Raw genomic sequence first — 13492 nt, forward strand, 5'->3', positions numbered from 1 at the left:
CAGGTTAGCGTACAGATGTACGCTGAGCAAGTCCGTTGCTGCTGGCCCAACCAGTTTCCTCAACGGAAAAACCATGGGAAACGACGTCGTTCCGGTTGTGCCAACTGTGCAATGCGTTCACGGATCGCCGAGAGCAGGCTGGGCTGGTGCTCATCGTCATAAGGCATTTGGGTTAATATCATCAAGGCTTCAGCCACTGAATCCACGGCATAAATATGGAATTGTTCTTTACGTACCGCATCGATGATATCCGGCGACAGGCATAAATGGCGCTGGTTGGTCGCCGGGATAACTACCCCTTGCTTACCCGTCAGGCCGCGGCGCTGACAGACCTCGAAAAATCCTTCGATTTTTTCGTTAACGCCGCCGATAGGTTGTACATGACCAAACTGGTCGACTGAGCCGGTCACGGCCAGTTGCTGATTAATCGGGTATTGCGATAACGCACTCACCAGAGCACTGAGTTCGGCTAGCGAGGCGCTGTCGCCATCGACTTCACCGTAAGATTGCTCGAACACGATCGAGGCAGAAAAGGGCAGTTGTTGCTCCAGTTCTAATTCAGAAATCAGAAAAGCCTGCATGATCATCATGCCTTTGGCATGTAGGTTGCCACCCAGCTCGGCTTTGCGTTCAACATCGGTTAACTCGCCGTCGCCGGGGTGTACTACACAGCTGATGCGGGTTGGTTCGCCGAACATCAGTGGGTAACCGGGATACTCCAGTACAGACAAGCCATTCACTTGACCAATGATCTCGCCCTCGGTTTCGATCAACACCTGGCCGAGTTCGATTTCATCCTGCATACGTTCGGACAGATAGCCTTCCCGCCAACGGCGCGTAGTCACGGCATCAATAATCGCTTGTCCGGTAATGTCTTCCTGACGCGTATACAACGCTGCGTGTTTGAGTTGGTGAGTCAGCCATTGCGGACATAATGGAACACTGCCCTGATCACCGCTATAACGTACCGCCAGCGTGAACAATTCCGGCCAGGCGTCTGCGGCCAGCAACGGCAGTTGATTTTCCAGACATAGCGCATTGATGTACGAACACCAGTGCACCATATCTTCGGGTTCGATCAATTGCAGGTGTGATTCAAATTCACCATAGATTGCCAGTTCGCCCAGCTCGGGCTCCATGTCGTGAATATCGCCCAGACTTTCTCGATCGCCAACTACGACCAGACGCAGGTCAATCGGCACCGGTGGAATCGATACCGGTAATGGTTGCCGCTCATCGGGAGATAGCCAGTGGTACTGACCATCGATAATGATTTGCTTAAGCCGTAGCCACATCAGCGGTTGCGCCAGCAATGTTCGTGCCGACAGAATCAGCGTACCGCCGTTTACACGGTGGATCAGGCCGGGTTGCAGGCTGATGTCGTCTTTATACACCCGCACACAGCCGAACAGCTGTTCTGGCTCGATCCACTCCTGATAGCCGCTACGCAGCGTAGCCGCAAAATTGTCATCTGGATATTGAGCCGGCTGAATACTGATCTGACGGCCGTCAATATGATAACGATAGCCGTGCAACGTCTCTGGTTGCCGGGCCGGCAAATGAGCGATGGCATTGGCAATCAATGCGAGATAAGCATTATTCTCCTGCGCTTTCAGCAGCATGAACTGAGACGGCGAGCGAGGATGACAGAAAATCGTCAATGCATCGGCCAGTCGGGGTTGGACTGCGGAGAATTCTGCAGGAGCCAACTGAGCGGCCTGGGAGAATAATGTTTGATATGGCGCATGATCGGGCAGCAATTGCTGCCATTCGAGTCGGTTACTGGTCAAAGTATCTGCTGTAATCGTTTATAAGGAAAAGCGTAATTATACAAGAATTCTCAATGCTGCATATGTGCTGAGATCGGAGAGGCGAACAAGAGAGCATTCAGCGTCTGTTTTGGATGAAAAACAATCAGCCAGGGATTGCCTGCAATGGGAATATCGGGCAACAATGGTGACAAGTTCAGGCACGTTACACGGTCACTAAAGAATAATATATGAAATATCAACAACTAAAAAATCTTGAGTGCGGTTGGAAGTGGAAGTACCTGGTTAAAAAACATCGCGAAGGTGAGCCCATTACGCGCTTTATTGAACAAAGCGCGGCTGATGAAGCCGTAAGCCGTTTGTTGAAAATGGAAAGTCAGCCGGTATTGGTGCTGGAGTGGATTGCACAGTGTATGAACCCGGCACTGGAAAATAGGTTGAAACAGACGATTCGTGCCAGACGCAAAAGGCACTTCAATGCAGAGCACCAGCATACCCGTAAAAAATCCATCGATCTGGAATATCTGGTATGGCAACGTTTGGCGGCGCTGGCGCAGCGACGCGGCATTACCTTGTCGGAAACCATCGTGCAATTGCTGGAGGATGCGGAACATAAGGAGAAGTATGCCAGCCAGATGTCGTTGCTTAGGCAAGACCTTCAGGCCATGCTAAACCAGCCGCCGGACGATACATCGACGGATTAATACGGCCGCCGAATAACGATGATTTGTCTTTCACTTATGGTCTACTTGTTTGTACCCATCTTTACTCTCAGGGATGCACATCAGCGTCAATGGATAGCGCAGATATTAATGATGGGGCGTTTTCTATTCCCTTCGTTGCCCCTCGTTGCAGCCTGATGTTCGACTCACATCACTCGTTGTCCCATCACCCTTCGATAGTCAATGCGTTGTTCAAAAGGTGGGCGTTTTATCCTGCGCCGAAAATTATTTTGGGTATAATAATTAAAAAAATGAAAAAACGATAACGACTGGAAAACTTAATGGCCAGGTAACGCCAATTAATATTGCAGCCAGAAAGCGCATGACTAAGGAATTATCTTTACTCATAAAAAAAGTAAATAACATCGAGACCGAAAGGCCCAGGAAATAGAGCGTTCTGATCATTTCCCATAGGTGATGGTGTGACACATTTACTTCCTTATGGTTGCAGGGGGGCGTATTCTATGCTGTTAAAATGTTGCGATCAATCGATTAACCGGCCTGGCGATGCCGGATCCGTGCTCCAGTCGTTAAACCTTGCTGCACGCCGAGGCGTTCATTATCCCGTTCTTCGTCAACGTGGCGGCGCACCTCCCGTCATCGGTACTCAACAGCGGGAAATGTTAACAGCGTGCGGCAGTGTCGTTGCGGCTGGCGCAGTCCCTAAGCTGATCTTGCCTTACTTTGTAATAATATTACACGGAGCCTTCATTTATTTTTGACGGACATGTCAAAGAATGCAGATCAAGAATAATCTGAACTTCACTTGCCTATTTTTTAGATAACCCTTTATTTCTAGTATGAACAAAGCGTAATTGACGCTGGGCATTAACGCGGTGGGTTGCTGTTATGGTACGGGGAAAATATCGACGAAGATAAGTTGAATAAAGTTGCGATCTATATCACATCAAAGATGCATCTTTTTTATGTTTTTTTGTGACTTTCATGACGATTATATTAATTTTTTGTTGCAGTATGGACTTTGTGCAAAGACTGGCATAGCTTGAGATTTTCTCCTGCCATAAAGGTAATGAAATGAGCGAGATATCAAGTCTGTCACTGAAAATCCCATTGGAGCTGAAAGAGCGGATCAAAGCCGCCGCGTTGGAAAACGAGGTTTCTATCAGCGCTGAGGTCAGTGCTCGTTTGCTGCGAAGTTTTGATATCGAAGAGCATGGCCATGACGCTGATGAGGCAGAAATCGTTGATAGTCAGAATACGGAAGAGATCGTGGAGCAACCGCTGACGGCGAAGGAAATCAAAAAACTTCGTCAACTGCTGAAGAGCAAAAGCGCATCCAAGAAAAAATAATTCCGTTTGTCGAATGCTGTATCAGCCGTCATGATGCAGCATTTATCCCCGTCATACTTCTATTACCCGTCATGCTTCACGTTACAGGCGCGTTGGCTTTCTTACTTCTGCCCATCAATGGGCTTCGCCCTACGAGCCGTTGCTGGCAGCGTTCAAATTGGCTAATGCCGATTCGCCCGTTACCCTGATCTCTGTTTTATGTTAGCGCTCAATGTGCACCGTACCGCCGCGTCATGAGACGCCGCCGTTTTACTCTAAAAGGTTGGGGTGTGGCGTTGTGCAATTCTCCGATGGGCGACCTGCCGGGATTGAAATGGTACGTTTGCGATTGGCGAGACTTGAATGGAACTTTCATCTGGGTTCATCTACTTAATTCACATGGCGCGTCATCGACGGTTTTGTGTTTGCTGAGTACGAGTCTGGGCGCGCAGTGACAAACAGGAGATCAATGTTAAGCAACGGACATCTCTGAACGCGTGGCAAGGCCCAATGAGCCTTGCTCTGTAGGGCCAACGCGTTTTGTCCTGCAAATCGAATTATTTAGGGTATACATTTTTTTCGGAAATTTTCTTTAAGATATAAATGTCATCTTTTTTTTCCAAAATTATCGAATATCTTTCTGTCTCATCACGTAGAGGTGTTAATTATAAAATAAGATATCGACAGGTAGGAGGATTTCTTGAATGGAAAACCAGGTAAGTTGTCGCGTCATGATATGGAAATTTATGTAAGATTTTTTTGTCATAAACCATAATGCACTTACCATTCTGTTTATAATGTGAAACAATCCACTGTCAGTGTGGTCACATAGAAGGTGATTACGCTGATAATGGGGATGGCAGGATGCCGCATCCGATTATTGCCAATCAATAGCCGGTAGAAATAACCATGGTATGGCCTTGACTACTCATCAGGCCATTGCATGGCCGCGTTGGCTACTGCTCACTAGCTGGTAATGATAATCATGGAGGATAAAATGATTTCCAAATCTGGAATAATGTGTTGGCGCACATGCCGTGCCAACAAAAATGACTTGAGATCCGACCTTAACCCATTCGGGGTATACCGGACAGGTTTTCCCAGGCTGTTCGCAGGTAAGAGATCTGTGCTATTACCTCAGCTTACTTTCCTTCTTGTCGGACAGAGATTGTGTGCCTATGGTTCATATTGCAGAGAAATGAATCTCTTAAAGCATGGAATTTGGTAAATATAAAATATTTACCACTTTATTTTATTGGATTGTAAACGAAAGGATTTTATTAAAGAGGCTCAACATGAATTTATCTAACTTAAAAATAGGCTATAGACTAGCAATCGGATTTTCATTTCTCATCGTCATGTTGTTTATTTCTGGAGCAGTGGCATTAAGCAACCTGAACGAATTTAACCGAAAAATGAATTATACTGTTTCTGAGCTTTATCCGCTGACAGCCAAAGGGAATAAGTTGATCGACGAGTTGAATGATGCCTTGCTTGGTCAACAACTGGTGTTGATGTTGGACACTAATGCCGATATTCAACAAAAGAATAAAGAAACTAAAAATCACTCCGCAGTGATTACCAATTTATTGGCTGATTTAGGTAAAAGTGTGAAGGATGAGCACTCTGCCAGTTTACTTCATGAGATTCAGCAAATTCGAAGTGAATATAGTGTGTCTGGAAATAAAATCATGGATTTGGCTAGCCGTGGAAATAAGCAAGAAGCAATAGCTGAATTAATGAGTGTATCTCAGGACCTACAAAAAAAATATAAGGCTAAGGTAGCTGAATTCATTGATTATCAGGACGATCAAATGAGTAGCGCACGGGAAGCCGTACAACAGAGTTATAGCGATATTCGCATAGTGCTGTGGCTGGTTGTTATCGTCAGTATTGTCGCTGGAGGGCTGATCGCCTGGGGAATAACCCGTAGCGTGACGCAACCGTTGCAGGCGGCATTAACACTGGCGGGAAAAGTCGCCAAAGGCGACTTAACCACGGAAGCCTCTGCGTGTACAAGGGACGAAACCGGTCAACTGTTGCAGGCGTTGTACGGCATGAATGAGAGCTTGCGCAATATTGTCAGCCAGGTACGCGATGGTGCTGAAACCATTTCGTCCGCTGCTTCGCAGATTGCGGCGGGAAATCAGGATTTGTCTGCCCGTACCGAAGAACAGGCCAGCTCTCTGGAACAGACGGCGGCGTCGATTGAGCAACTGACCTCCACCATTAAGAATACGGCGGCGAATACGGATCATGCTGCGTCACTGGCCGGCGAGGCTTCCGATATTGTCCGCCAGAGCGGAGAAATGATGGCGAATGTTACCCGGGAAATGCGTGAAATACGCAACGCATCCCAGCGTATGGCGGAAATTATTGGTGTTATTGACAGCATCGCCTTTCAGACCAATATCCTGGCGCTGAATGCGGCGGTGGAAGCGGCTCGCGCTGGTGAGCAAGGACGGGGATTCGCCGTTGTTGCCAGCGAGGTGCGGGCACTGGCGCAGCGTAGTGCTAATTCTGCTAAAGAAATCAAAGAATTGATTGATAACTCCGTCCAGAAGGTGCAGGAAGGGATGTCACTGGTGGAAAGCACGGAGCAGACCATGGTGGCGGTGATTGATAACGCGAATAACGCCGATGGGTTCATCAAAGAGATCGCTAGAGCCAGCCTGGAGCAAAGCGAGGGGATTAATCAGATAAACCTGGCAATCGGGCAGATCGATACGACGACGCAACAGAATGCGGCGTTGGTAGAGGAATCTGCGGCGGCGGCGTTGTCGTTGCAGGAACAAGCGCAAACGCTGGCGAAAACCGTTAGTGTATTCAGGCTGAATAATAACTGGTCTGACAATAGTGCGGCTCGGTTCCAGCCTGGAGAAAAAGGGCTGGCGTTGACCGGGTTGCCGGGCGCAAAAGACGCAAGAGTGACTGATACGCCGGAATGGGCAGCGTTTTAAACGGTTGACTAAAGACGGGTAAACACCGCAGCGGATCGAGGCTGCGGTGTTTTTTATATTCAGATGTAACCGTAAATGAAAGGTGCCGCCGCATTGCGTTTGCGAGGCGCCATTTCACTGAACGGCATGAGTTATGCCGTCTGGCGCTGCCGTGACCAACGCCAGATATCGAGCAGTAAAAACAGTACCAGACTGACGCCCATGACGGGCAGGCTGATCGCCAGTGCACTTGCCATAACCAGTACCAGTAACCGGTATTGGCCATTCAGTTGCAGGAACGTTGTGGTTAACGTTTGAGCGGGGTGGCGCGTGGCGGCAAGCGTAGGGCGTCGTGTCCACCACATCCGATAGCCCCATATGATCAGACTGCATAAACCGATGCCAAAAGCGGCAAGCACTATCTGATTGGGCAGACCGAATAAAATGCCCATATGAGCATCAATCCCCCAACGCGTTAATTTAGCGGCCAACGGATAGTCGGAAAAATTAACTTTGTCTATGACGCGAAGCGTTGTCAGATCAACTGCCACGGCGTCAACCTGTGTAGGCCATGCTCGATCAATTTCGCTAACCGTCCATGCCCGCTGGGGGTTTGCTGCCGGGCGAATCTCTATTTTTCCCGCATCAATGCCTGCGTTTCGGGCAACGGTCAACACCTGGTCAAAGGTTTGCGGCGTTGCACCGGTAGGCACCATAGGCATTGATATCATAGGGTGTTCCACCGGCGGCGAAGCGGGTGCCGCAGTTACCGAATTCAGCTTGGTATTGACTGAGGGGGTCAGCCAGCCCATCACAGTACGGAGCTGGGTAATGTTATCACCGGCCCAACGGGACCAGGTGAGTCCGGTTGCTGAAAAAAACAGCAGCCCAATAAGCAGCAGTAAGCCGGTTAACGCGTGGTTATTGCGTAACAGTTGGCGCTGCCTGACGGGACTTGGTCGCCCGGCTGTGGGGCGACGGCGCAACTGAGGATGGTTTTTGCGGGTTGAGACCCAGATGTATAAGCCCCCTAATGCGGCAATCCATAACCAGGAGGCAGCCAGCTCACTGTAGTGACGGCCAATATCACCCAGCAACAGATTGCGGTGCAAATAGTCCAGCGTTGTGCGAAACGGCAAAATGCCGCTGGTGCCGTACACCGTTAAGGTGCCACGGATGTCGAGTGAAACCGGATCAACAAAAACCGCAAAGCTTTCTGATGGACCGAGACTCGGCAATGCGTACATTACCCTCGTCGTCTGTCCGGCTGCCGGGGCTGGTCGCACTGCGACTAATCGGGCTTGCTGAGCCTTATCACCCAGAGTATGGGTAGCGGCTTCAATCTGTTGCGACAGTGAGCGCGGTGTTCCTGTCGTGTTGGTAAGTAACTGGTGAGAATACAGTTTGGCTTCAATCTGAGGTGTAAGCACATAGAGCGTGCCGGTCAAAGCTGCAATAAAGATGAACGGGCCGACAAATAAACCGATGTAAAAATGCAGCCGTATCAATAAGGCCTGTAATGACGCTCGTTGCGAGCGGAGCATATTATCGTGGTGCGTATTGCGCGCGGGCGGCGCATTAATGCGCGTTCCTGTCGGTATTGTCGGTATTAAGGATGTCTCGGTTTTTAACTCGGACATAAACTCTCCGGAATAAAATAAATCCGCCGTCAGCAAGAAAACATGTTTTTTCTGGCGCGGTTACAGCGATTCAGCGATGTTTGACATGACGGAGCCCGCGGTAAACCGAACCGCGTCTGATGCCACGTCAATGAGTTCATAGGTGTTTAATCGTGCTGAGTGACTGCGGAGGAGAGCGGGGCAGTGGCGATAGGAAAGAGGCAATAGGCGGCAGAAAAGAGCGGCGATTAATGGGTTGCCGGTGGGATAACCAAACTGCATGAACCGGTTGAAGCCGGCCGGATAACGTCAGCAGCGGTAAGTAAGAAAGGAGAACGCAATAACCGCAGGCGGCATGATCCATCCCCATATCTCCCATTCCCCCGGTCGGAATAGCGGGAGGGGCGTGGTGATTGTGGTGAGCCGGCATGGATGCCATCGCTGAAAGCGAATGGTGCGACGCCATTTGAACATGATGACTGTTTCGCAATGACTGCGAAACAGGCGGTGCCAGAAAGATCATGGCAAAGGCCAGGATCCCAAGCCAGGCAGGGAAGCGCCATTGTCTCAGTTCAAACAAGGACATGTTTTACATGTGATGAATAGAAAAGGGCAACATGGGCGACACTCTACCTGATTCATGACGCGAGAGTTAAGAAAATGTTCTATTTTGTTCATGTCAGGTGAAGATATTGCGGTTTGCGTTCCACAAAGCGACGTTGAGTGATGGTCATAACCAGAAGTTTCTTGCTACTACCGCCGTGTGAGAGGAAAATTTACCCTCGTTTCTCAACGGACTATTCTTAGGCTTTTCCAGAAGGATATCCGTTATGGTTTTTCATCCTGAAAAGGCGGTTTACCGTTTAAGCGTGTCGATGGTTGTCTAAACGATGACCTATTATGATGAACCGTTCTTTTCTCGAGTTGTCGGAAAGCTAACTTATCCATTAATATGGGTTTTAGTTGATTTAGGCACACATACAGGGGGAGATGTGCTGGTTAATAAATTTAGGGTTAAGCAGCGGGTTGCAAATCTTCGCTGGGTTTCAGCTGCGGTTATGCTGTCTTTGACATCATTGCACGCTTGGGCTTTTTCCATTGATGATGTTGCGCAGAAGGCGGAAAAGCTTGCTGAAAAGGGGTATGAAGCGCCAAAGAGTAATCTTCCTGCTCAATTTCGTGATATGAAATTTGCTGATTATCAGCAGATTCGCTTCAACCAGGACAAATCCTACTGGAATTCGGACCAGACGCCTTTCAAACTGCAGTTCTACCATCAGGGTATGTATTTTGACATCCCAGTCAGAATCAACGAAGTGACGGCCACTGAAGTCAACGAAATCAAATATTCCACTGATTATTTCGATTTTGGCTCCGTCAATCATGACCCGGAGACGGTAAAAGATCTGGGTTTCGCAGGTTTTAAAGTTCTTTATCCGATCAATAAAGCGGATAAAAACGATGAAATTCTCAGTATGCTGGGTGCAAGCTATTTCCGCATCGTAGGCAAGGGGCAGGTATATGGCCTTTCGGCTCGCGGCCTGGCGCTTGATACGGCTTTACCTTCCGGCGAAGAGTTTCCGCGTTTCCGCGAGTTCTGGATTGAACATCCGAAACCGGAAGACAAGCATCTGGTGATCTATGCCTTGCTGGACTCCCCGCGTTCTGCGGGTGCTTACCGTTTCGTGCTTTATCCGGGTAGCGACAGCATGATGGATGTGGAAGCCAAGATTTACCTGCGTGATAAAGTGGGTAAATTGGGTGTTGCACCGCTGACCAGTATGTATTTGTTTGGACCTAATCAGCCGTCGCCAACACTGAATTATCGTCCGGCATTGCATGATTCCAATGGTCTATCGATTCATGCCGGCAATGGCGAGTGGATCTGGCGTCCGCTGAATAATCCTAAACATCTCGCCGTAAGCACCTATACGATTGAGAATCCGAAAGGTTTTGGCTTGCTACAGCGCGGCCGTAATTTCTCGGGTTATGAAGATCTGGACGATCGTTATGACTTGCGTCCGAGCGGTTGGGTGGAAACCAAAGGTGACTGGGGTAAAGGCAAAGTTGAACTGGTAGAGATCCCGACTGCGGATGAAACCAACGATAATATCGTCGCCTTCTGGACACCTGAAACCCTGCCGGAAAAAGGTAAGCCGCTGGAAGTTAAATATCGGCTGCATTTCACGAAAGACGAAGAAGCCCTGCATTCTCCGGAACAGGCATACGTCATGCAGACCAGACGTTCGACGGGGGATGTGAAACAGTCCAACCTGATTCGTCAGCCTGACGGCACTATCGCATTCCTGGTTGATTTTGCCGGCGGCAAAATGAAGGATCTGGACCCGAATTCGCCTGTCGCCTCACAAGCCAGTATTGGCGACAACGGTGAAATCGTGGAAAACAGTGTTCGCTATAATCCGGTAACACATGGCTGGCGTCTGACACTGCGTCTGAAAGTGAAGGACAATAAACAGCCGACGGAAATGCGAGCGGCGTTGGTCAATGGCGATACGACATTGACTGAAACCTGGAGCTATCAGCTGCCTGCTAATGAATAAGTCAACCACTTCCCTCGAGTACATCGAGAAATTGCCTCTGCCTGCCGGGCAGGCAGAGGCCCTTCATGAGATATTGTCTTCGTCTCAGGATTTGTCTTCCGTACACCAGTCATTGTCTGATGGTTCTGTCGTCAATATGCAGTCATCAGACGATATTCCGCTGGTTTCCGTTCCACGCCGTCTGGAATTGGCATGGGAAGACGGGCTAAATGGTGGCAAGCAACTGGGTAAAGATCGCGAAGGGCGTACCGCGTTACAAGCTATGCCGCGCATTACCCGTGCTTCCATGTTTCCTGACGCCTGGCAAACAAATCCCATGGCACGCTGGTGGGATTCGATAAACGGGCGTACTAAACCGCTTCGTCATCAGTACAAAACTGCAGAAGAGAACGAAGCGGAAAATCGCTGGCGTAAAGTCGGTACGCTACGTCGCTACATTTTGTTGGTACTGACGTTATTCCAGACTGCTATTGCTACCTGGTATATGAAGACCATTCTTCCTTATCAGGGATGGGCGTTAATCGATCCGTTTGCCATGGCTCATCAGGATATATGGCGTACGATTATGCAATTGCTGCCGTACGTTCTGCAAAGCGGGATATTGATCCTGTTTGCTATTCTATTTTGCTGGGTTTCGGCAGGTTTTTGGACCGCATTAATGGGGTTCTTGCAACTGCTGATAGGTAAAGATAAATACAGCATCTCTTCGACGATCACCGGCAATGAACCGCTTAATCCCAAGCACCGTACGGCATTAATTATGCCGATTTGCAACGAGGATGTGGAACGCGTCTTCGCGGGATTGCGTGCGACTTACGAGTCGGTTGCAGCGACTGGCGATCTGGACCATTTTGATATTTATGTGCTCAGCGACAGTAACGATCCGGATATCTGTATCGCCGAGCAAAAAGCATGGATGGATTTGTGCCGTGAAGTCGACGGCGCCGGGCGTATCTTCTATCGCCGCCGCCGCCGCCGTGTGAAACGTAAGAGTGGCAACATCGACGATTTCTGTCGCCGCTGGGGCAACCAGTATAGCTATATGGTCGTGCTGGATGCCGACAGTGTGATGAGCGGGGAATGCCTGACATCTCTGGTTCGGCTAATGGAGGCTAATCCAAATGCCGGGATTATCCAGTCTGCGCCACGTGCATCGGGTATGGATACGTTATATGCCCGTTGTCAGCAGTTTGCTACCCGCGTTTATGGGCCCTTGTTCACAGCCGGGTTGCACTTCTGGCAGTTGGGTGAGTCCCATTACTGGGGGCATAACGCGATCATCCGCGTGAAACCATTTATTGAGCATTGTGCGCTGGCACCGTTGCCGGGTGAGGGATCTTTTGCCGGTTCCATCCTGTCGCATGACTTTGTCGAAGCCGCGTTGATGCGTCGTGCCGGGTGGGGCGTCTGGATTGCTTACGATTTGCCGGGTAGCTATGAAGAGTTGCCGCCTAATCTGCTGGACGAGTTGAAGCGAGACCGTCGTTGGTGCCACGGCAACCTGATGAACTTCAGGCTGTTTTTGGTCAAAGGTATGCATCCGGTACATCGTGCGGTGTTCCTGACGGGGGTCATGTCTTATTTGTCTGCGCCGTTGTGGTTTATGTTTCTGGCGCTTTCTACGGCATTACAGGTGGTGCATACATTGATGGAGCCGCAGTACTTTCTGCAGCCGCGTCAATTGTACCCGGTATGGCCGCAGTGGCGACCGGAACTGGCGATAGCCCTGTTCTCGACGACCCTGGTACTGTTGTTCCTGCCGAAACTGTTGAGCGTCATTTTGGTTTGCGCCAAGGGGGCAAAATCTTATGGCGGTACTGCCAGATTGTGCCTCTCTCTGCTGATTGAAATGCTGTTTTCAGTGTTGCTGGCGCCAGTGCGTATGTTGTTCCATACCGTGTTTGTCGTCAGTGCATTCCTGGGGTGGTCGGTACAATGGAAGTCGCCGCAACGTGATGATGATGCGACCCCGTGGAGTGAAGCGTTTGCCCGTCATGGTTCCCAACTTTTGCTGGGCTTGGTTTGGGCTGGCGGTATGGCATGGTTGGATTTACGTTTCCTCTGGTGGCTGGGGCCAATCGTCTTCTCATTGATTTTGTCGCCGTTGGTATCGGTGTTGTCGAGTCGCGCTGGTCTGGGTTTAGCGTGTAAGCGTGGCAAACTGCTGCTTATTCCGGAAGAGTATGAACCTCCCCGTGAATTGGTGGCGACTGATGAGTATTTCCGCCGGAATCGTGAGCGCAAGCTGGAAAATGGCTTCATGCACGCGATTTTTGACCCGTCGATCAATGCGTTGGCTAGTGCGATGGCAACGGCACGTCACCGCCTGAGCAAACCGATTGAAAATATGCGTGAGCAACGCGTCAATGAGGCGCTAAGTCGCAAGCCGCAGGACGTGGATGGAAATCTACGTCTGGCGCTAATCAGCGACCCTGTTACATTGGCCCGTCTGCATCATCGGGTATGGAGCCAACCGGAAAATTACGGTAATTGGCGAAGTGATTATCAGATGCTTGCTGCACCAATGATCAAAAGCGAATAGATTGGCGATCAGGTTTAATGAAAAAGCAACGGCATGTCCGTTGCTTTTTT

General features: G+C 49.6%; 9 protein-coding genes. 5 read left to right on the forward strand and 4 right to left on the reverse strand.

The window, feature by feature from the left end:
- Nucleotides 1-59 precede the first annotated feature (59 nt).
- On the reverse strand, nucleotides 60-1790 hold the full coding sequence (locus tag FDP13_RS06330; RefSeq protein WP_012769323.1) for a Lon protease family protein: 1731 nt from the start codon (nucleotides 1788-1790) through the stop codon (nucleotides 60-62).
- Nucleotides 1791-1999: 209 nt separating this feature from the next.
- Here FDP13_RS06330 and matP point away from each other — a divergent pair, with 209 nt between their 5' ends.
- Nucleotides 2000-2473, forward strand: a complete 474-nt coding sequence (gene matP, locus FDP13_RS06335) for a macrodomain Ter protein MatP (RefSeq protein ID WP_027711686.1) — start codon at nucleotides 2000-2002, stop codon at nucleotides 2471-2473.
- A gap of 261 nt (nucleotides 2474-2734) precedes the next feature.
- Here the strand turns inward: matP and FDP13_RS06340 are convergent, their stop codons facing one another.
- Nucleotides 2735-2920, reverse strand: coding sequence for a GhoT/OrtT family toxin (locus FDP13_RS06340; protein ID WP_012769325.1), 186 nt, complete (start codon nucleotides 2918-2920; stop codon nucleotides 2735-2737).
- A 606-nt stretch (nucleotides 2921-3526) separates the two neighbouring features.
- Between FDP13_RS06340 and FDP13_RS06345 the strand changes: the two genes are divergently transcribed.
- A complete protein-coding gene (locus FDP13_RS06345; RefSeq protein ID WP_012769326.1) occupies nucleotides 3527-3802 on the forward strand; it encodes a hypothetical protein in 276 nt (91 codons plus the stop codon).
- A gap of 1274 nt (nucleotides 3803-5076) precedes the next feature.
- Entirely contained in the window at nucleotides 5077-6741 is a 1665-nt protein-coding gene (locus tag FDP13_RS06350; protein WP_012769327.1) for a methyl-accepting chemotaxis protein, read from the forward strand.
- 131 nt (nucleotides 6742-6872) lie between these two features.
- On the opposite strand, the gene FDP13_RS06355 is transcribed toward FDP13_RS06350, so the two are convergent.
- Nucleotides 6873-8360 carry a PepSY domain-containing protein gene (locus FDP13_RS06355; RefSeq protein ID WP_143839038.1) on the reverse strand — a complete coding sequence of 496 codons (1488 nt, stop codon included), beginning with the start codon at nucleotides 8358-8360 and terminating at the stop codon, nucleotides 6873-6875.
- Nucleotides 8361-8496: 136 nt separating this feature from the next.
- On the reverse strand, nucleotides 8497-8925 hold the full coding sequence (locus FDP13_RS21970; RefSeq protein ID WP_143839039.1) for a DUF2946 domain-containing protein: 429 nt from the start codon (nucleotides 8923-8925) through the stop codon (nucleotides 8497-8499).
- Between the two features lie 472 nt (nucleotides 8926-9397).
- On the opposite strand from FDP13_RS21970, the gene FDP13_RS06365 reads away from it, so the two are divergent.
- Both FDP13_RS06365 and mdoH read left to right on the forward strand, forming a co-directional pair.
- A complete protein-coding gene (locus FDP13_RS06365) occupies nucleotides 9398-10900 on the forward strand; it encodes a glucan biosynthesis protein G (protein ID WP_143839096.1) in 1503 nt (500 codons plus the stop codon).
- Nucleotides 10893-13442, forward strand: a complete 2550-nt coding sequence (gene mdoH, locus FDP13_RS06370) for a glucans biosynthesis glucosyltransferase MdoH (RefSeq protein ID WP_143839040.1) — start codon at nucleotides 10893-10895, stop codon at nucleotides 13440-13442. The genes FDP13_RS06365 and mdoH overlap by 8 nt, the downstream gene beginning before the upstream one ends.
- The last annotated feature ends 50 nt before the right edge of the window (nucleotides 13443-13492 follow it).

This window comes from Dickeya sp. ws52 (assembly GCF_007210685.1).
Classification (GTDB): Bacteria; Pseudomonadota; Gammaproteobacteria; order Enterobacterales; family Enterobacteriaceae; genus Dickeya; species Dickeya chrysanthemi.

Bases quoted from the DNA above. Each gene is read 5' to 3' on its own strand.
- FDP13_RS06350 (WP_012769327.1), top strand. From the start codon at position 5,077: ATGAATTTATCTAACTTAAAAATAGGCTATAGACTAGCAATCGGATTT.
- FDP13_RS06355 (WP_143839038.1), bottom strand. From the start codon at position 8,360: ATGTCCGAGTTAAAAACCGAGACATCCTTAATACCGACAATACCGACA.
- mdoH (WP_143839040.1), top strand. From the start codon at position 10,893: ATGAATAAGTCAACCACTTCCCTCGAGTACATCGAGAAATTGCCTCTG.
- FDP13_RS06365 (WP_143839096.1), top strand. From the start codon at position 9,398: ATGCTGTCTTTGACATCATTGCACGCTTGGGCTTTTTCCATTGATGAT.
- FDP13_RS21970 (WP_143839039.1), bottom strand. From the start codon at position 8,925: ATGTCCTTGTTTGAACTGAGACAATGGCGCTTCCCTGCCTGGCTTGGG.
- FDP13_RS06345 (WP_012769326.1), top strand. From the start codon at position 3,527: ATGAGCGAGATATCAAGTCTGTCACTGAAAATCCCATTGGAGCTGAAA.
- matP (WP_027711686.1), top strand. From the start codon at position 2,000: ATGAAATATCAACAACTAAAAAATCTTGAGTGCGGTTGGAAGTGGAAG.